The following is an 18729-nucleotide window of genomic DNA, read 5'->3' as shown; positions in this document are numbered from 1 at the left end:
GGCACCGCTAACGATCACGGTTCTACGCAATTTCTGTTGGAAAAGCCGTCGTTTTCCGTACTTAGTTGGTTTAAGGTTCTTGGTGACTAGGTTGGGTGGTTTGCTGCCCGTCCGCTCTTCGGTCAGATGTGGCACGAGGCGGACAGAGCAGCTCGAAGCCGGCTCTTGGGGCGCACCTTGCTATGTCCCCGAGAAACACGTGGAGGGCACGTCCTCCATCAAGATGCTTCCCCGACTCTGCTACCAGCCGGCGACGGTCTCCTTGGCGAAGGCGTGGTAGCGCCGCAGCGGATGACCGATCAACGCTTCGAGCGTTGCGTGGGCGTCTTGACCTGGGACCATGCCGTAGCGATGGAAGGCGCGCACTTCTGGTGCATGCTCTTGCCAGCATTCATCTTAGTTGGGCTGACATTTGTGGGCGATCGACCCTTCAGTACGTGACGGCTGCAACGAAGCGAAGCGAATGCAATCGGTAGTCTCATAGCCCAGCGTCCGGGTGAGCGCGGTGGCGAGCCCGATCGAACCCTGGACGAGGACGCGGCAGCGCTCGCGGTCGGCCTCAATTCGCTCGACTCAGCGTTTAGTCAGAGCGTCCACCGCCATTACCGCCAACTCATACCATCTGTGCATACCGGTCGTGTTTCATCTTGCATACCAGAAGGCGTATCAATCTGGCATACCAGAGTCGTCGAAGTCGCAAACATGGATGTTGATGATGATCTCTTTCCTCGTCACAACTTTGATAGTCGCCGCCGCTGCTAATGTCTCGCTGGTCGTCCTCGTTGCCGACTACGTGAGCCCCAAGAGTAATTCCGGCAGGGCTGCTCCGACTGTCGCAGGGTCCGTGAACGCACTGGCCGCTGCCTAACGCTCCGCGCAAACTGCATCGGCGTGATCGACGGGATCTTCATCTTCTTCAGGGGTATGCGTCCTACCGTCGTTTAACCGAACGAGCCTACCTCGTGCTGGATGATCCCGGAGATCTCGCGCACCTGCGCAAACATCCGCCGGATCGGCTCGAACAGGTTTGCGTGCTCGGCCTCATAGGTGCCAATATCACGTGGTCCCACTGGCTCGCCGAAGTTGAGACCCAGTGTCGGGTCCGGTGTGACTGGGAAGATGTCGTCGAGGAGCTTTAGGCAACCGTCGATGTCGAGGCGCAGGAAGCGCTCCAAAAGCTGCTCGCGGGTGATCCCGGCATGCGGCCGGAAGCCGGGGATATGCACCGCCAGGAACCAGATCCGGTGGATCAGCGCGAGGCGTAGCGCGTGCAGCAGCGTCAACCGTGCCGACATGCCGCTGAGATCAGGCGCGGCGGTGCGTAGCGTCAGCCAGTCACGCGTCAGTCGGCCGAAGAGACCGCGGAGCGAGGTGGCGAGGTCGAGTCCCTCTAAGACGCCTGCAATGACCACCAACTCGCCGCGGCGGAAGTCCTTCTGCGTGCGCCGCGCTCGCTCCAGCCACACGGCCGGGTCGAGAGTGTCGATGTAGGCGCGCAGCACGTCGAGGTCGCTCACCGCCGCAGCGTGTTGAACCAGCCGGAAGGCGCGAGAGAAGCGGAGCGAACTATCGCACATGTCGCGGAACAGATCTGGCCCCCGACCTGCCGCCCGACCAACACCGTGGAGGGAATTTGCCAAGAAGCCGAGTTGGTGCAGGATGGCGTTGTTTGGGATCGCCCGCATCTGACGTGGGTGGGTGACGTGCGCCGGGCCGCCGCTATCGCTCTGGCGCGCCACCGGGCGTGAGCCGGTCCGATCGATCAGGCTCGGTCCGAAGGTGCCGAGTAGCGCGGCGTAGCCGGGGTCCTCGACCAGCGCTTCCATCTCCTGGCGCACGACGGTGAAGAACTCCAGGGCGTAGTCTGGCTCGGCGTAGATCGGGTCCTTAACTGTCGCGCAGTCCTCAGCCGGGTTGCCGAGCGCCACGTCCCCAATGTCGTCGAGCGCGTAGACGTGCTCGGCGATCCGAGCCACGGAGGCCGAGGCGAGGGCGGGTGTGCCGAACAGCAGGTAGCCATCGGTGCCCTGGAAGCTCGACTCCAATCGTGTTCGGATACCAGCCTCGCGGCTGCGCGACTGCGCCTCTTCAGGGGCGAGGTAGGCGAGGCGGTCGCGCAAGGAGGTCGGATGGGCGCCGCGCCCGATCGACTCGCCGTGCGTATCGAAGATCGCGAGTTCGATGTCGGCCAGCCCGTTCTGCACCAGCATCTCGGTGATGCGCAGGCGCAGCCGCTCGATCCAGAAGGTCGCCGCAAGCTGGCCGACATAGCGACCCGAGTCCGAGTAGCCGAACTGGACGGCGAGGCGGCCGATGCGCTTCAGGTACTGGCGCCAGTGCGGGTTGCGCAAGGCGTCGTCCAGAACGCGGATGCCCTGCTCCAGCGCGCTCGCCGTCTCGAACAGCGGCGTGATTTCCAGCTTTTCGGCGATGCCGTAATGGCGCGCCAGCCACAGGGCGGCCAGCAGAGTGTAGCCGGTCTCGGTCTCGGCGATGAGGAACCGCACCGGATGGGTGCCGTCCACATGCTTGAGGATCTGGGCGATCGTCATCATCAGGCGGGCGGCCGAGGCGCGCTCGGCGGCCAGCGCGCCGAAATCCACCGCCACCGGCTGCACGTCGTTCAGGAGCGCATGGATCGAGGCAAGGTGCGAGCGGCGTTGCCCTGGGTCCGCGGGATCACCGTCGAGATCAATCACCCGGCGGACCGCATTGTGGATCTGGCTGGCGTTCAGCCGGAAGTGCGGCAGAGCATTCGACAAGCCGTGCGTCGCCACGCCCGAGCGCAACACCATCGGTGCCTTTCGGGCGGTATCATCTCCAGCCTCTGCGACCCCCTCAGTCAGCGCGGCCAGGAGCGGACCTGCGTCGGTCAGGGCATGGTCCCGCTCGATGATCAGCGCCAGGGCGAAGCGGTGGACCGCCTCCAGCGAGGGCTTCTCGTTGAGCCGCGGCGCGACCGCAAGTTGGCGCTCGACCGCGGTGCGGGCAGCCTCGACCAGGGTCCACGCGGCCCGGCAGGCGGGGATCTCGGGCAGGTCGCGCAGCACCCGGTCGAACTGCATGCGCTTCGAAATCAGTCGGTAGCGCAGGGTATCCCACCAGCCGATGTCGGTACGGCCGTCCGTATCGCAGCCGACCCAACTCGCTACGGCGAACGGGCGCGGGTCCGCCTCGCTCCAGCGCTCGGGCCACCGGGCGCGGGCGGCGTCGATCAGCGCTCCGTTGAAGCCGTCGAGCGCCAGCCGGGCGTTGTTGGCGGCCTCGCAGGCTTGATCGAACTCGGCGTCGAGGGTGATCGGTGCGTCGGGGCGGGTAGAGAGCGCCGCCGCGCGCCCGATCAATTCGGCTCGCGCATTCCCCTCGGGCAAGCTCGCGGCTTGAGCGAGCGCGGCGGCCACCGCCCGCGGCATGCCGAAAGTCGGATGCGCCGTGAACACGATCGCGAAGGCGGTGCGCCGGATCAGGTTCAGGAACGCCTCGAACCCGTCCTCTCTGGCCGCGGCGGCGAGACGGGATGGCACCGCCGGATTGGTTTCGTCGGTGCTCGCCAGTCCGACGTAAGCGCGCAGGCGCTCGGCGCGGTCGGCGAGGGCGGCAGCGCGCAGGCGCACGAACAGGCCGTCGAGGTCACGCTCCGCGATCCCCCCCGGTCGAAGCGGCGGGTGATCGCCAGCGTCACCGCCAGCACGGGGTTGCGGAACGGGTCCTCGCTGGCCTGCTCGCGCGCGGACCTGATGAGGCCGAGGAGATGCGCCTCCAGTTCCCCGGCGTCACTGCTACCAGCGACCTGCATGATCGTTCCAGACTTCGGTTCAGCCACGGCGATCAGCAGCCCGATCGCCAGCGTTGAGTTCGCGGCTGGTAGGAGCCATCGAACCTGCTCGTGAGGAGGGCGTCGATGTAAATGACCGACGCCAGCGCGGCTTCGAGCGCGTGTCGGCGCCGGTTCGCTCGGCCAAGCCACGTCGCTCAAGCTCAATGCAGGCGTCGAGGATGGCCCCGTTCGGGAGCGAACAGGAGTACCCGGCCCTCACCTTGACGACCGAGGTGCTTACGAACTCGTCGTTCAGGGCGGCGAGTATCCTGAGTTCGTCCTCGTTCAACGCGCGGGTCATGAAAATCAGCACGGTCGTCAGGAGGCGGCGGTCTGCTTGAGCGCGCCACGCCCGGCGTAGACCGCCTGCGGGCCCAGACCCTCCTCGATGCGGATCAACTGGTTGTACTTGGCCAGCCGGTCCGAGCGGGCGAGCGAGCCGGTCTTGATCTGCCCGCAGTTCGTGGCCACCGCCAGATCCGCGATAGTCGCGTCCTCGGTCTCGCCGGAGCGGTGCGACATCACCGCGGTGTAGCCCGCACGCTGAGCCATATCGACGGCGGCCAGCGTCTCGGTGAGCGTGCCGATCTGATTGACCTTGATCAGGATCGAGTTTCCGATGCCCTCGCCGATCCCGCGCGACAACCGCGTGACGTTGGTGACAAACAGGTCGTCGCCGACCAGTTGGCAGCGGTCGCCGATCCGCTCGGTCAGCAGCTTCCAGCCCTCCCAGTCGTCCTCGGACATCCCGTCCTCGATCGAGACGATCGGGTACTTGGCGACCAGTTCCGCGAGGTAATCGACCTGCTTCTCTATGGAACGCGTCGTGCCCTCGCCCTCGTAGGCGTAGGCGCCGCCCTTGAAGAATTCGGTCGCTGCGGCGTCGAGCGCAAGCGCCATCTCGGTGCCCGGCTTGAACCCGGCCGCCTCGATCGCCTGCATGACGAAGTCGAGTCCGGCCTCGGCCGAGGGGAAGTTCGGGGCGAAGCCGCCCTCGTCCCCGACGTTGGTGTTGTGCCCGGCCTTCTTGAGCGCGCCCTTGAGGGTATGGAACACCTCGGAGCCCATGCGTACCGCGTCGGCGAGCGAGGCCGCGCCCACCGGCATGATCATGAATTCCTGGAAGTCGATCGGGTTGTCAGCGTGCGCGCCGCCGTTGATGATGTTCATCATCGGGGTGGGCAAGACCCGACCCTGTACTCCGCCGACGTAGCGGTAGAGCGGCAGGCCCGAGGCTTCCGCGGCCGCCTTGGCCACCGCCAGAGATACGCCGAGGATGGCGTTGGCGCCGAGCCGCGCCTTGTTGGGCGTTCCGTCGAGCGCGATCATCGCCTCGTCGATCGCGACCTGATCCTCGGCATCCATGCCGTTGATCGCGCCGAGGATCTCGCCCTGGGCCGCCTCAACGGCCTTGAGCACGCCCTTGCCGAGGAAGCGGTTCTTGTCGCCATCGCGCAGTTCCACCGCCTCGTGGGCGCCTGTGGAGGCACCTGAGGGAACCGCAGCGCGGCCGAAGGAACCGTCCTCCAGAAGCACGTCAACCTCCACCGTGGGGTTGCCACGGCTGTCGAGGATTTCACGGGCGCTGATGCTGGTGATCGCGGTCATGGGTCACCTCGTCGTGCAGTGTTGATGTGGAGGATGGCGTCGTCACACTTGCGGCCGGATCAGCCGGACGTGCTTCAGACCTGCATCAGGCGGATGTTGTTGGTGGTGCCGCTGACGTGGAACGGGATGCCTGCGGTGACGGCAATGATGTCGTTCGCCTTGGCGAAGCCCTCGTCCTGCGCGTGGTGGCACGCCTTCGTCGTCATCTCCTCGTAGGAGTCCACATCGTCGGTGTGGACGCTGTGGGCGCCCCAGAGCAGGCACAGACGCCGCGAGGTCGCCAGGCTCGGGGTGAGCGCCAGGATCGGCGGTTCAGGGCGCTTGCGCGCCACGCGTGCCGCAGTGGTGCCACTGGTCGTGTAGGTGACGATCGCCTTGGCGCGAACGGCCTCGGCAAGCATCGCGGTCGCAGCCGCCACCGCGTGCGGCGGCGTTTCCTCCTCACCGGGATCGGTCGCCGCCATGATCGAGTGGTAGAGTTTGTGGCCCTCCACGCTGCGGATGATCCGGTCCATCATCGACACGGCCTCCACCGGGTAGCTTCCTGTGGCTGACTCAGCTGAGAGCATCACCGCGTCCGCCCCGTCGTAGATTGCAGTCGCTACGTCCGAGGCTTCCGCCCGCGTCGGGGCAGGAGCACTGACCATCGAGTCGAGCATCTGGGTCGCCACGATCACCGGCTTCACCGCGAGGCGGCAAGCGCGGATCAACTCCTTCTGGCGCCCTGGCACGTCCTCGTGCGGGATCTCGACGCCGAGATCGCCGCGGGCGACCATCACGGCATCGGAGAGCCGGATGATGTCGTCGATCCGCTCCAACGCCTGGGGCTTCTCGATCTTCGACATGATCCCGGCGCGGTCGCCGATCAGGCCGCGGGCCTCAATTACGTCCGAGGGCTTCTGGACGAAGGACAGAGCGATCCAGTCAACGCCCAGTTCCAGTCCGAAGGCCAGATCGGCGCGATCCTTGGCCGTCAGCGGCGAGAGGTCGAGTAGCGTGCCCGGCAGGTTCACGCCCTTGCGGTTCGAGATCACCCCGCCCGTGACGACCTCGGCGGTGATGGTGGCAGTCTCCAGACCGACCACGCGCACCCGCACGCGCCCGTCGTCGATCAGCAATTCCTGACCGGGCACCACGGCGGCGAAGATCTCGGGATGGCGCAGTGGGATCGCCTGCTTGTCGCCGTCCGCTCCATCGAGCACGAAGCGCACGCTCTCGCCCGCGATCAGGTCGAGGCGACCGTCCTTGACCGTGCCGACGCGGATCTTCGGCCCCTGGAGGTCCTGGAGAATGCCGATCGGCCGACCGACTTCCTTCTCCAGAGCGCGGATCGCGGCATGGACCTTGGCGTGGTCGTCCTGAGTGCCGTGGCTGAAGTTCAGCCGAAATGTATCGACCCCTGCCAAGAAAAGGGCTTTCAGCCGGTCTGGCGCGGCACTCGCCGGGCCCACGGTGGCGACGATCTTGGCGTGACGGTGACGGCGCATGGTCGGTTCGGCCGGGAACGGCCGCCTCTGTTCGAGGGTCGGGTCAGGTGATCAGGATCGCGCGGAAGTCGTTGACGTTGGTCAGTGTTGGGCCGGTGATGACGCCGTCGCCCAGGGCCTCGAAGAAGCCGTGGCCGTCGTTGCGGTCTAGGCTGGCCGCGAGAGAGAGACCGAGTGCCCCAGCACGCGCCGGGGTGTCGGGCGTCAGCATCGCGCCCGCGATCTCCTCCAGGCCGTCCACGCCGTCCGTGTCACCGGCTACGGCATGGATGCCGGGATGCCCGGCGAGCGCGGCGCCGAGCGCCAGCAGGAACTCGACGTTCCGACCGCCGCGGCCGTCGCCCCGCACCGTGACGGTGGTCTCGCCGCCAGAGAGCAGCACGCAGGGCTTCGACACCGGCAGGCTGTGAGCGGCCACGCTCATCGCGATCCCGGCCATGACCTTGCCGACCTCCCGCGCCTCGCCCTCGATCGCGTCGCCGAGGATGCAAGGCGTGATGCCCTCGCGGTGTGCGAGGTCGGCGGCGGCCTTCAGTGCCATCAGCGGGGTCGCCACCATCCGCACGTCGGAGCCGCTGAGCCGCGGATCACCCGGCTTGATCGACTCGCCCCGGCCGCTCGCGAGGTGGGCGCGCACGATGTCTGGAACTTCGACCCGGTAGCGGTCCAGGATCGCCAGAGCGTCGGCACAGGTTGTCGGGTCGGGTACGGTCGGCCCAGAGGCGATGTCGAGAGGATCATCGCCGGGTGTGTCCGAGATCAGCAGCGTCACCACCCTGGCTGGATGGCAGGCGGCGGCAAGGCGCCCACCCTTGATCGCTGAGAGGTGGCGCCGGACGCAATTCATCTCGCCGATGGCGGCGCCGGACCGCAGCAGCCCGCGGTTGACCGTCTGCTTGTCGGCGAGGCTCAGGCCCGTCGCCGGAAGCGACAGGAGAGCGGAGCCACCGCCGGAGATGAGGCAGAGGACGAGGTCGTCCGGCGTGAGCCCGGCGACCAGTTCGATCATGCGCCGGGCCGCGGCCTCACCAGCCGCGTCTGGAACAGGGTGCGCTGCCTCAACCACCTCAACGCGGGAGGTTGGGGCGCCGTGCCCGTAGCGCGTGACCACGAGCCCGGTGATATCGCCCGGCCACGCAGCCTCGACGGCTTGCGCCATCGACGCTGCGGCCTTCCCAGCGCCGACCACGATCGTGCGACCACGGGGTGGCTCCGGAAGATGCCGGGCGAGACTGACGGCGGGATCGGCCGCCGCTACGGCGGTCGCGAACAGCCGCCGCAGAAAATCCCCGGGCTCGGTCACGACGCCCGTCCTACTCGTTGTCGCCCTGGATCGCGGCGATGACCGCGTCCGTGACCTGACGGGTCGTCGCCTTGCCGCCGAGATCGGGCGTGTGTAGGTTCGGATCGGCGGTCACGCGCTCGACCGCGCGCATCAGCCTGTCGGCCGCGGTCTTCTCGCCGAGGTGCTCCAGCATCTGGCAAGCGGTCCAGAAGGTCGCGACCGGGTTGGCGATGCCCTTCCCGGTGATGTCGAAAGCTGAGCCGTGGATCGGCTCGAACATCGACGGATAGGTCCGCTCCGGGTTGATGTTGGCGGTCGGCGCGATGCCCAGCGAGCCCGCCAGGGCCGCCGCGAGGTCGGACAGGATGTCGGCGTGCAGGTTGGTCGCCACGATGGTGTCGAGCGTCTGCGGCTTCATGGTCATGCGCATGGTCATGGCATCGACCAGCATCTTATCCCAGGTCACGTCGGGGAAGTCGGCCGCGACTTCAGCGGCGATCTCGTCCCACATCACCATGGCGTGGCGCTGGGCGTTCGATTTGGTGACGACGGTCAGGAGCTTGCGCGGACGGGACTGCGCGAGCTTGAACGCGTAGCGGATGATCCGATCGACGCCCGAGCGGGTCATCATCGATACGTCGGTGGCGACCTCGTTGGGGTGGCCCTGGTGGACCCGGCCGCCGACGCCCGCGTACTCGCCCTCCGAGTTCTCGCGCACGATCACCCAGTCGAGTTCGGGGCCCGACACGTGGCGCAAGGGGCTGGTGATGCCCGGCAGGATGCGGGTCGGACGGACGTTGGCGTACTGATCGAAGGGCTGGCAGATCGCGAGCCGCAGGCCCCACAGGGTGATGTGATCGGGCACGTCCGGCGCGCCCACAGCACCGAAGAAGATCGCGTCATGGTTCCGGATCTGCTCGCGGCCATCAGCGGGCATCATCACGCCGTGCTTCTTGTAGTAGTCGGACCCCCAATCGAAGTTGTCGAACTTGAACTTGAACGAGCCGGTCTTCTCGGCCAGGGCGTCGAGCACCTCGACACCTGCGGCGATGACCTCGATGCCGATGCCGTCCGCCGGGATGGCTGCGATGTTGTAGGTTTTGGTCATGACAGGTCTCCGTTGTGACAGGGAGTTGTAGGAACTCGGAACGGTTCAGCGCGCGACGGCGCCCGCGGGTTCAGCACGCCGCCCGGCACGGGCGACGACCAGGGTAAGGACGGCGGAGAGTCCGAGCAGTGCAGCCACGAAAATCAGGCCGCCCGTAAAGCTGCCGGTGTGATCCTTGATCCACCCGATCGCCCAGGGACCGACGAAGCCACCGAGGTTGCCGATCGAGTTGATGGTCGCGATGCCCACCGCCGCAGCTTGGCCGGACAGAAACATGGTCGGCATCGCCCAAAGCGGCGGCTTGGCCGAACTGATCCCGATGTTAACCAGGGTGAGCGCGGCGATGACCGCGACAGTCGAAGCAGCGCCACCGGCCAGCAGCAGACCTGCCGCTGCCACGAGGCAGGCGATGACCACGTGCCACGTGCGCTCGCCGGCCTTGTCCGAGTGCCGCGCCCAGAAGATCATCGCGATGATCGCGATGGTCGGCGGGACCCCGTTGAGGAAGCCGACCGCCAGAGTGGACAGGCCGAAGCTCTTGATGATCTGCGGCGCCCAAATGCCGAGGGTGTAAAGCCCCGCCGAAGTGCCGAAGTAGATCAGCGCCAGCGCCAGGACGCGGATGTCGGCCATCCCAGCCAGGATGCCGTGCTTGGCGGCCACCTTCTTGCGGGCGTGCTCCTCGTTCATCTCGGCGACGAGCCACGCCTTTTGGTCGTCGGGAAGCCACTTCGCCTTCTCGGGCCGGTCAGTCATGTAGAACAGCACGACGATACCGAGCAGCGAGGCGGGGATGGCCTCGATAATGAACATCCACTGCCAGCCGTGTAGGCCGAGAATGCCCTCCATCTCCAGGAGCAGGCTCGACAGCGGCGAGCCGATCACCACGGAGATCGGTGCCGCCGCCATGAACAGCGAGACGACACCGGCACGGTAGCGGGCCGGGAACCAATACGTGAGGTAGAGGATGATGCCGGGGAAGAACCCGGCCTCCGCCGCACCGAGCAGGAAGCGCAGGGCGTAGAAGCTGTACTCGCCCTGCACGAAGGCGAATGCGAACGAGATGATCCCCCAGGTGATCATCACGCGGGCGATCCACAATCGTGCCCCGACCTTATCGAGGACGATGTTCGAGGGCACCTCGAACAGGAAGTATCCGAAGAAAAACACTCCTGCACCGAAGCCGAATACGGCTGAGGTGAAGCCGAGGTCCTTGTTCATCGTCAACGCAGCGAAGCCAATATTTACGCGGTCGATGAAGGCGATGAAATAGAGCAGACAGATGAAGGGGACCAATCGCCACGAAACTCGGCGCATGGTCGCTTTTTCAAGCGAGGCGTCCATCGTTTCCTCCTACCGCCTGCCGGTGCGCTCCATTGATTCTTGAGCGCTATCTTCCATGCAAGCTGGAATATTTTTAAGGGCCTGCGAAAGCAGTGTCAATCCCTGTTCCTCAGAAGGCATGGAAGGTGATAGGCGTGTTTTGGCGTAGGAGACGAAAAATGGCGCGGGCGCGACCCAAGGGACGGCCGGACGTGGAGGAGGGCGAGAAGAAGACCTCATTGGTCGATGACGCCTATGCCGCCATGCGCGCGGCGATCCGGGACGCCAGCTTCGCGCCGGGCTATCAAGCGTCTGAGCAGGAGATCGCGTTGAGACTCGGCATGAGTCGCACCCCGGTTCACGAGGCCGCAATCCGCCTGCAAGAGGATGGGCTCGTGCGGGTGCTGCCGCGCAAAGGCATTCTGATCCTCGCGCTCGCACCGGACGACGTGCGCGAGATCTACGACGTGATCATCGGCATCGAAGGCCGTGCGGCGGAACTCGTCGCTGCGCTACCGGACGCCGAACGGCTCGCCGCCGCGCGGGTCCTCGGCGCCCACACGGACGCGATGGCGAACGCGCACAAGAGCGGTGACCTACCAGTGTGGGGCGAGGCGGACGGTGCGTTTCATGCGGCGCTGATCGAGCACGCGCGCAACGGCCGGATGAGCCGGATCATCCAGGCGGTCAACGATCAGTCGCATCGCGCGCGGATGCTGACGCTTAACCTGCGCCGCGGTCTCGACGCCTCGATTATAGAGCACCGCAAGATCATCAAGGCTGTTCGGGCGGGCAAACCGGCCGAGGCACTGGAGGCCGCGCGCCTGCACCGTATCCGCGCACGAGACGAGTTACTGCCGATCCTCAACAGTTACGGGTTGAAGCACCTGTAAGACCCCGCTTCATAAGGCTCGGGCCTTCCGTTGACCCCGCTTCATAAAACGCCAAGTCGGGCAGCCGAAGCCCTACTGCATCTCAACTCTGAGTTTGCGACCTGTCCCCTAGGAGCAAGGGGAGCGTTCCGTAAGCCGCCCTTATGCGAAGGGGTTGAGGCGGGCGGTTTTGGCATCCGGGTCGAAGCCGGTGAGCCCAGAATGCTCCCGCACCGTTGGTGCACAGGTGTGCAGGGAACATTTTCGATCCTATGCGAGCGTTTCGGAGTATCCTGAAACACGTCGCCATCGTTCACGATGCTGCGGTCTGCTGCGCTTCGCAGCGGACGGTCGAGGATCCCGACGCGGTCATTCTGCCGGGTTCCTCAGCGGGTCTACGGGGTGGCAGACACTTCAGTGCGTGTGGTGTGATCCCCCAAGCTCATGGCAAACCGCTGGCAAACTCGCTGGCAACGACTGGCAGCCTGTGGGCCCTTGTAGCTCTTCGTGGCCATAGCCTTCCCTCACTGCGCAGATGGCGCAACAGACGGGTGGCGGCGTCGCCGGATCCGGTCTCGGCGTGAACGGTGCTGTAGAACGTCGGTGGAGGCACGGCAGCCTACGGTTGGGTCCGGCAAGAGGCGGTAGAAGACGGTAGCGGCACGGTAAGCGGCACAGCAGCAGGAAGGGCATCACACGACACGCACTGAAGGTGCGAGCAGCAGTTGCACTCGGGTGGGCGAGCTTGGGGGATGCGAGGATGTCGCCGCTGTCCGTGATGATCCACGGGATGGCATCCTGACCATCGATAGCCTCGGCTGCGGCGTCCAGGGCGGCGTGCAGGGTCGTGAAGCTGCGCATCTCGGCGACACGAGCCGGAACATGGCCGGGCCAGAGGGTGAGCTCGGCGGGCTGTTCGAGGTTGACGTGCGTCATGAGCCCGGCTGACTTGGCGGCGCGTCTGGCCCCTATGCCAAGGACGTGCCGCGCGGGTTCAGCCCGGCGTGTGAGTGGGCCGTGAGCCGGCGCATGCGGTGACCAGTTCCACCGGGCGCCGGCGGCACGACAGCACGACAGCAGGCGCTCGTGGAATGTCCAGAAAACGGTCGTTTTCTGGACACAGGTTAAAAGAAAAGGGGACCGCCTTTCGGCAGCCCCCTCCCGGTCGGCGTTGATCGCGCGCCTACTCCGATGTGCCCCACTCATCCTTGGCCTGCGCCGTCGTGCGGTTCAGACGCACCGCGCCGTTCTCGATCGCTTCGATCGAGTCGACATGGATGAAGTGATGGACGCCCTGTGCCTCCGGATCCGTCCGGGTCAGCTTGATGCGCTGGCCGTCCAGATGATCGACGGTTCCGACGTGCCCGCCGTCGGAACCGACCACCGGCATGTGTTCCTGGATCTGTGCGGTATCGACCATGCTGGGCTCCTTACGCCGCTTTGGCCTTTGAGCCCCGCTTCGGGGCAGCCTCGACGTCGTCCGTCTCCTCTTCAGAGCCCTCGACGTTGATGCGCTCGGCGATCTGCGAGAGGAGCTGGTCGGTCTTCTTCTCCTCCTGCAGGGTCTCGTCGAGCAGCTTGGCGGCGTCCTTGTAGCCGAGCTGGGTCGCCCAGGTCTTCAGGGTGCCGTAGCGGGCGATTTCGTAGTGCTCTACGGCCTGGGCACAAGCGGCCAGTACGGCATCGGCGGCCGGGCTGTCGCCGAAGTCCTCCAGGTCCTCCTCCATCTCGGCGGTCAAGCCCTGCATGGCTTCGCAGGTCTTGGCCCGGGTCGGCTTGCCGATGATCTCAAACACCTGCTGCAGGCGCTCGACCTGGACGGCGCTCTCCTCGGCGTGGGTCTCGAAGGCCTGTTTGAGCTCGTCGTGCTCGGCGGCCTTGGCCGACTTCTTCAGCGCCCGCACGGACTGCTTTTCAGCGTAGTACACGTCCTTGAGGGTCTCGTAGAACGCATCCTGCAAGGTTTTCTGCTTGGTAGCCATATCTTCCCATCTCCCGATTGTTGATCATTCGAGGCCGCGGGAGTGATCTCACCGGCAGCCGGTCTGGGAAGAACGTCGCGTTTCCCGGTCAGGTCCAAACATAATTCTGGTGAATGTCGAAAATATCCGGGAACCGCTGAGCGCCGGCTCAGGCTGCCTGCATCTCGCGCAGGATCCGCTGCACCAGCGTGGCCGAGTAGGGTTTATCGATGAAGCGGGCCTTCGCCGGCAGGTCACCAGGTTCAGGCTTCATGGCGCCCGAGCAGACGATGATCGTGATCTCTGGCCAGCGCTCGGCCACCTCGCGGGCGAGGTCAAAGCCATTGAGGTCACCGGGCATGTTCACATCGGTGAACAGCAGGTCGATGCCATCCTTGTCCTCCAGGTAGCGCAGCGCGGCGTCGGCTGTGGTCACCTCCATCACCGTGTACCCGGCGTCAGCGAGCGTATCCGCGGCCTCCATCCGGAGGAGAAACTCATCCTCAGCGACCAGGGCGACAACGGGCGGCGACACAGCAGGCGAACTCATGCAACACTAAGCCGGAAGCCACAGGGAAGGTTTCAGCGCGGCCGGACACACCCCGGCACCGGGTACCGCGGCTACGCTGCCAGCTCGCCGCGCTGCTCCTGCATCGCAGCGAGCGTCGCCTCCAGCCGGCAGACCACACCGGTGGGCGCATAGGTGAGCTTGACCTCGCCACCGACCTCCGCTGCAAAGCTGCGCTCGATCAGGCGCGAGCCGAACCCACGTCGGGCGGGCTGACTGAGGATCGGCGGACCGCCCTGCTCGGACCAGGTCAGGCAGAAGCGCGGGGCCGTGTCGTCATGGATGACGTGCCAGCGCAGCTCGACGATGCCACTCTCGTTCGAGAGCGCGCCGTATTTGGCGGCGTTGGTTGCGAGCTCGTGCAGCGCCAGCGCCAGCGAGAGGGCGGGTTTGGCCGCCAGCAGCACGTTGGGGCCGCTGATCCGGATCCGGGCGGCATCCTGGCGGTGCACGCTGAGAGCGCCCTCGATCACCTCCGCGATCGGTGCGGCGGTCCAGCTGGCCTGGGTCAGGATGTCATGGGCTTTGCCCAGCGCGATCAGTCGGGCCTGGAAGGCTTCGCGTGCTTCCTGCGGCGAGGTCGCGTTGCGCAGGGTCTGGTTGGCGATCGCCTGGACCATGGCGAGGGTATTCTTGACCCGGTGCTGCAGTTCGCCCGTGAGCAGGCGCTGGTGTTCCTCGGCCCGCTTGCGCGCGGTGATGTCGAGCATGGCGCCGATCATCCGGACGGCGTGACCCTGGGCATCCCGTATGACGTAGCCGCGATCAAGAATGTAGGCGTAGGAGCCGTCGGCACGCAGGAAGCGGTACTCGTCGCTCCAGTGCTCGGTGCTGTCGTCGATCACCGCGTAGATGCTGGTCTTGACCCGCTCGCGGTCGTCCGGGTGGATGTGCGACTTCCACCATGCACCGCTCGGCCCGACCTCGTCGGCGGCGTAGCCGAACAGGGTCTGGACCGCCTCGTTCCAGCGGATGTGATCGCTGGCCAGGTTCCAGTCCCAGATCGCGTCGTTGGTGGCGCGTGAGGCCATCCGGTAGCGCTCTTCGGTCTCGCGCAGGTCCTGCTCGGCCTGCCGGCTCGCTGTGACGTCACGCACCGTGCCGATGAAGCGTACAGCCTTGCCCTGCGCGAAGAACGTCTGCCCCTTGGCCGCAACCCAGCGCTCAACCCCGTCCTGCAGGCCGATGGTGCGGTAGACGATGTCGTAAACGCCGTCACCGGCGGGATCGAGGACGGCCTTGACCGCCTCATCCACCCAGCTCCGATCGTCCGGGTGCAGGCCGGCCAGGAACACGTCGTAGGACACTGGCGCGTCTGGCGGCAGCCCGAACAGGGCACACACGCGTGCATCCCAGCCGAGATCGCCGGTGACCAGGTCATAGTCGAAGATGCCGATGCTGGTGGCCTCCACCGCGAGGCGCAGCTGGTCCTGCGCCTTCTGCAGGGCGTGTTCGGCATGCCTGCGGTCGTGGATGTCACTGTTGCTGCCAAGCCAGCCAATGACCTTGCCCGCCTCGTCGCGCAGGGGCTCGGCGCGGATCAGGAACCAGCGGTAGACGCCATCAACGCGCCGCAGGCGGGCTTCGGTGTCGTAGAGGACCTCACGGGTGCGTGCGTCCTCCCAAACCTCCAGCAGGCCGGGCAGATCGTCCGGATGGATCACCTCACCCCAGCCCAGCGGCAAGGCCTGCTCGGGCGTCTGGCCGGTGTATTCGTACCAGCGGTCGTTCAGGTAGCTGAGGCTGCCGTCCGGGTTGCCGAACCAGATGATCGCCGGCGAGAGATCGGTCAGGGCGGCGAAGCGGGTTTCAGCCTGCTTGCGCTCGTGGATGTCGAGCGAGGTGCCAATCCAGCTGCGTAAGGTCCCATCCGTGTCGCGTACCGGCCGGGCCCGCGACAGGAACCAGCGGTACTGCCCATCGGCCCGACGCAGCGGGAACTCGACTTCGTAGGCGTCTCCGGTGCGGGCTGCCGCCAGCCAGGCGGTCCGGGTTGGCTCGCGGTAATCGGGATGGATCACGCCCATCCAGCTCGCCTCGCCGGTCTCACCCGGAGGCAGACCCGTGTAGTCGTACCAGTAGGCGTTGCAGTAGGTGATGTTGCCGGCGGCGTCGCCGAACCAGACCACCTGCGGGCTGACTTCAACGAGCGAGCGGAAGCGCAGCTCGCTGTCGTGGAGGGAGGCGGCATCCTCCTGCTGCTGCGTGCGGTCGCGTAAGATCTTCAGGAACCCCTGGATCTCACCGTCCTCGGCCTTCAGCGGCATCATCTCGCCGCTGGCCCAGAACCGCGTGCCGTTCTTGCGGACATGCCAACGCTCATCCGGGGCACTGCCCCGTTCCAGAGCGATGCCCATCTCGATCTCGGGCTGCTTGCTCGCCCGGTCTTCAGGGGTGAAGAACCGGTGGGTCAGCTCCCCGAGCATCTCGTCTTCACGCCAGCCGAGGATCTGCGCGGCGCCAGTGTTCCAGCGGGTGATCCGGCCGGTGCGGTCCATCGCGATGATGGCGTAGTCCGTCGCGCTCTCCAGGATCTGACTCTGCAGCGCCCGTTCGGCTTGCTGCACGCGGGCAGCGCGCCGCAGCTCCAGCTGCGCCATGGTCTGACGCGCGAGCCGCCGCAGGCTGGCCAGCTGGGGTTCTGTGAGCTCACGGGGCTGGGTGTCGAGCACGCAGACCGTGCCGATCGGCTGCCCGTCCTCAGTCTTGAGCAGGGCGCCGGCATAGAAGCGCAGGCCCGGTGCACCGGTCACCAGGGGGTTACCCTCGAACCGCGGGTCCTTGGTCGCGTCCGGGACGTAAAGGAAGTCACTCTGCAGGATCGCCTGGCGGCAGAACGACGTTTCCAGCGGGGTTTCCCGCACGCCGAGGCCGACCTCGGCCTTGAAGAACTGCCGGCCGTCACCGATGAAGTTCACGACCGCAATCGGCGTGCCGCAGATCTCGGCGGCCAACGCCGCGACGTCGTCGAACCCCTGCTCCGGAGGCGTGCCGAGGATCTCGTAGCTGCTGAGCGCCCGTAACCGCGCGCCTTCGTCGTTCAGGTGGTCAACCTGCATCATGACGAGGTCACGTCCGGCGGGTGAGTTCTGTTCCATCGATGCACCGCCGCTTCAGACGGCCTGACACATTGGGGCTTTCTCGGCCGGCGCGGGCCGCAGCGACACCAAGGTGCCGCCGGCGTTGTAGACGGCGCCCAACACGGCCTCGAAGTGTCGCTTGACCGCGCCGTGGCACTCGCAGGTGGCCTCTTCCATCGCCGGACGGCTCACGATGATGATGCGTCCGCGGCGGACCTGGATCAGGCCCTGCTGCTGCAGGGTGCGGAGCGCGCGGGACAGGTAGGAGCGCTGCACGCCCAACAGCTCGGCCAACACCTCGTGGGTGATCGGCAGGACGTTGGTGCCGAGCCGGTCCTGCAGACTGAGAAGCCAGCGGGCGCAGCGCGCCTCGATCGTGTGGCTGGCGTTGCAGGCCACCGACTGCAGCACCTGGGCGAGCAGGCAATCCGAGTAGCGGGTGATCAGGTTGCGCAACCCCGGCGAGGTCTGCTTGATCTGCTGCAGCACCGGGGCCTCGATGCGCAGCACGGCGCCGGGAACCTGCACCACCGCGCGGCTGAACGCCGGTAGCGAGCCCTGGCTGACGACCCCACCGATCGCGCCCTCGCGGCCGACCGTGGCGGTTTCGACGGCACGTCCATCTGTCAAACCGATCACGAGGGCGGCCACGCATTGGCCCAGCGGGAAGGCGATGTAGCTGACGTCCTCGCCGGCCTCGAACAGCGCCTCCCCGCGCGCATACTCCTTCAGCTCCAGGTGAGCTTTGAGGAGGGCTTGATCGGGCAGGCGCAGGGCGCTGAGAAGGAGGTTGCCGCTGAGCAGATTATCGATGTCGGGAAGCATGAGAGTAGCGGCGGGTCGGTCCTGATCGTCTTGGGCACAATCTTTACCGCAACGCTCGCCTCCCTGTCTGGTCACTAGTGCTCACATGCCCGAAAGAGCGGCGGGTTTCATCGGCTTGGGCAATCGGGACAGCTGCGCAGATTAACCTACGCAACTTTCTGCCGCTGAAGGCTTTTTAGGGTCGTGTCCGCTTGCCTCCTCGAGCCTGCGCGTTGTGATGCCCCGCTATTTCATCGACTACGAGGACGGCCAGGTTGGCCTGCGGGATGAGGAGGGGGCCTGCTACGCAGATCTGCACGCCGCGCGGGATGCGGCGATTGCGGCGCTGCCGGACATCGGGCGCGAGCCTCCGCCCGCGGACGGACGGCGTGCGTTCACAGCTTACGTGCGCGATGAGGCGGGCACGGTGCGATGCACCGTGACGCTCAATCTCGCCGCGGAGTGCCATCCTGAGCGCTAAGCTTTGTGCTCAACGTCTTCGTGCAGGATTGGTCAGGCGTCAGGATAAGCTCGCTGCAGCAGGACGAGACTGGCCCGCTTCTTCATGCCTCGGATCCGGTACTGACGGCTGACGTGGCGCATGTCTGCGGCGATCGCAGGTTGACCGTCGTGCTCGACCCAGTGCGCAGCTTCGGCCAACTCGCGGGCATAGACTTCATCCTTGATGATGCCCTCGATCGTGAGGTCCATCACCTGCCTGACTTCCTCGCGCATCGGTGGCCTGGTCTCTGGGGAATACCCTTCAGGTGGTGAGGTTTGGCACGGCCGCAAGACGCGTCCGGACGCCCACACTCC

15 protein-coding genes and 1 pseudogene are annotated in these 18729 nt (G+C 66.2%); 3 read left to right on the top strand and 13 right to left on the bottom strand.

Translation table 11 applies throughout. The features are described from left to right. Positions 1-240: 240 nt before the first annotated feature. The 7 genes and pseudogenes from WYO_RS32325 to WYO_RS02210 all read right to left on the bottom strand — a co-directional run bounded on the left by WYO_RS32325 (position 241) and on the right by WYO_RS02210 (position 10649). Positions 241-366, bottom strand: coding sequence for a hypothetical protein (locus tag WYO_RS32325; RefSeq protein ID WP_280109742.1), 126 nt, complete (start codon positions 364-366; stop codon positions 241-243). Between the two features lie 575 nt (positions 367-941). Then, a pseudogene (locus WYO_RS28880) lies at positions 942-3796 on the bottom strand (phosphoenolpyruvate carboxylase). A gap of 339 nt (positions 3797-4135) precedes the next feature. Then, positions 4136-5425 (bottom strand): phosphopyruvate hydratase, encoded by a 1290-nt coding sequence (gene eno / locus WYO_RS02230; protein ID WP_007558522.1) that lies wholly within the window; start codon positions 5423-5425, stop codon positions 4136-4138. 74 nt (positions 5426-5499) lie between these two features. Beyond that, entirely contained in the window at positions 5500-6912 is a 1413-nt protein-coding gene (gene pyk, locus WYO_RS02225; protein WP_007558519.1) for a pyruvate kinase, read from the bottom strand. 43 nt (positions 6913-6955) lie between these two features. Then, the gene (locus WYO_RS02220) at positions 6956-8215 is read right to left on the bottom strand and encodes a glycerate kinase (protein WP_007558516.1); all 1260 of its coding nucleotides are present in this window, start codon (positions 8213-8215) and stop codon (positions 6956-6958) included. Between the two features lie 10 nt (positions 8216-8225). Further along, positions 8226-9305 (bottom strand): tartrate dehydrogenase, encoded by a 1080-nt coding sequence (locus WYO_RS02215; RefSeq protein ID WP_007558513.1) that lies wholly within the window; start codon positions 9303-9305, stop codon positions 8226-8228. Between the two features lie 45 nt (positions 9306-9350). Continuing rightward, positions 9351-10649: an MFS transporter gene (locus tag WYO_RS02210; protein WP_007558510.1), complete on the bottom strand. Its 1299-nt coding sequence runs from the start codon at positions 10647-10649 to the stop codon at positions 9351-9353. A gap of 158 nt (positions 10650-10807) precedes the next feature. Between WYO_RS02210 and WYO_RS02205 the strand changes: the two genes are divergently transcribed. Both WYO_RS02205 and WYO_RS31370 read left to right on the top strand, forming a co-directional pair. Continuing rightward, on the top strand, positions 10808-11521 hold the full coding sequence (locus WYO_RS02205; protein ID WP_007558508.1) for a GntR family transcriptional regulator: 714 nt from the start codon (positions 10808-10810) through the stop codon (positions 11519-11521). Between the two features lie 714 nt (positions 11522-12235). Beyond that, complete coding sequence (locus tag WYO_RS31370; RefSeq protein ID WP_165486533.1) at positions 12236-12448, top strand: hypothetical protein; 213 nt, start codon at positions 12236-12238, stop codon at positions 12446-12448. 235 nt (positions 12449-12683) lie between these two features. Here WYO_RS31370 and WYO_RS02200 read toward each other — a convergent pair whose 3' ends face one another. The 5 genes from WYO_RS02200 to WYO_RS02180 form a co-directional block, all read right to left on the bottom strand. After that, complete coding sequence (locus WYO_RS02200; protein ID WP_007558504.1) at positions 12684-12920, bottom strand: DUF2171 domain-containing protein; 237 nt, start codon at positions 12918-12920, stop codon at positions 12684-12686. A 10-nt stretch (positions 12921-12930) separates the two neighbouring features. After that, on the bottom strand, positions 12931-13482 hold the full coding sequence (locus tag WYO_RS02195) for a ferritin-like domain-containing protein (protein ID WP_007558501.1): 552 nt from the start codon (positions 13480-13482) through the stop codon (positions 12931-12933). 148 nt (positions 13483-13630) lie between these two features. Beyond that, positions 13631-14011 (bottom strand): response regulator, encoded by a 381-nt coding sequence (locus tag WYO_RS02190; RefSeq protein ID WP_039901995.1) that lies wholly within the window; start codon positions 14009-14011, stop codon positions 13631-13633. A 71-nt stretch (positions 14012-14082) separates the two neighbouring features. After that, complete coding sequence (locus WYO_RS02185) at positions 14083-17091, bottom strand: PAS domain S-box protein (RefSeq protein ID WP_007558496.1); 3009 nt, start codon at positions 17089-17091, stop codon at positions 14083-14085. 51 nt (positions 17092-17142) lie between these two features. Beyond that, positions 17143-17934 carry a helix-turn-helix domain-containing protein gene (locus tag WYO_RS02180; protein WP_007558494.1) on the bottom strand — a complete coding sequence of 264 codons (792 nt, stop codon included), beginning with the start codon at positions 17932-17934 and terminating at the stop codon, positions 17143-17145. 217 nt (positions 17935-18151) lie between these two features. Here WYO_RS02180 and WYO_RS02175 point away from each other — a divergent pair, with 217 nt between their 5' ends. Next, positions 18152-18394 carry a hypothetical protein gene (locus WYO_RS02175; RefSeq protein WP_007558491.1) on the top strand — a complete coding sequence of 81 codons (243 nt, stop codon included), beginning with the start codon at positions 18152-18154 and terminating at the stop codon, positions 18392-18394. A 32-nt stretch (positions 18395-18426) separates the two neighbouring features. On the opposite strand, the gene WYO_RS02170 is transcribed toward WYO_RS02175, so the two are convergent. Then, a complete protein-coding gene (locus tag WYO_RS02170) occupies positions 18427-18648 on the bottom strand; it encodes a hypothetical protein (protein ID WP_007558489.1) in 222 nt (73 codons plus the stop codon). Between the last annotated feature and the right edge of the window lie 81 nt (positions 18649-18729).

Origin of the sequence: Methylobacterium sp. GXF4 (genome assembly GCF_000272495.1) — a bacterium.
In the GTDB taxonomy this organism is placed as follows: domain Bacteria; phylum Pseudomonadota; class Alphaproteobacteria; order Rhizobiales; family Beijerinckiaceae; genus Methylobacterium; species Methylobacterium brachiatum.
Note: the sequence above shows the minus strand (reverse complement) of the source record. Positions and strands in the feature narration are given on the sequence as shown.

Bases quoted from the DNA above. Each gene is read 5' to 3' on its own strand.
- eno (WP_007558522.1), bottom strand. From the start codon at position 5,425: ATGACCGCGATCACCAGCATCAGCGCCCGTGAAATCCTCGACAGCCGT.
- pyk (WP_007558519.1), bottom strand. From the start codon at position 6,912: ATGCGCCGTCACCGTCACGCCAAGATCGTCGCCACCGTGGGCCCGGCG.
- WYO_RS02215 (WP_007558513.1), bottom strand. From the start codon at position 9,305: ATGACCAAAACCTACAACATCGCAGCCATCCCGGCGGACGGCATCGGC.
- WYO_RS02210 (WP_007558510.1), bottom strand. From the start codon at position 10,649: ATGGACGCCTCGCTTGAAAAAGCGACCATGCGCCGAGTTTCGTGGCGA.
- WYO_RS02205 (WP_007558508.1), top strand. From the start codon at position 10,808: ATGGCGCGGGCGCGACCCAAGGGACGGCCGGACGTGGAGGAGGGCGAG.
- WYO_RS02200 (WP_007558504.1), bottom strand. From the start codon at position 12,920: ATGGTCGATACCGCACAGATCCAGGAACACATGCCGGTGGTCGGTTCC.
- WYO_RS02195 (WP_007558501.1), bottom strand. From the start codon at position 13,482: ATGGCTACCAAGCAGAAAACCTTGCAGGATGCGTTCTACGAGACCCTC.
- WYO_RS02190 (WP_039901995.1), bottom strand. From the start codon at position 14,011: ATGAGTTCGCCTGCTGTGTCGCCGCCCGTTGTCGCCCTGGTCGCTGAG.
- WYO_RS02185 (WP_007558496.1), bottom strand. From the start codon at position 17,091: ATGATGCAGGTTGACCACCTGAACGACGAAGGCGCGCGGTTACGGGCG.
- WYO_RS02180 (WP_007558494.1), bottom strand. From the start codon at position 17,934: ATGCTTCCCGACATCGATAATCTGCTCAGCGGCAACCTCCTTCTCAGC.
- WYO_RS02175 (WP_007558491.1), top strand. From the start codon at position 18,152: ATGCCCCGCTATTTCATCGACTACGAGGACGGCCAGGTTGGCCTGCGG.
- WYO_RS02170 (WP_007558489.1), bottom strand. From the start codon at position 18,648: ATGCGCGAGGAAGTCAGGCAGGTGATGGACCTCACGATCGAGGGCATC.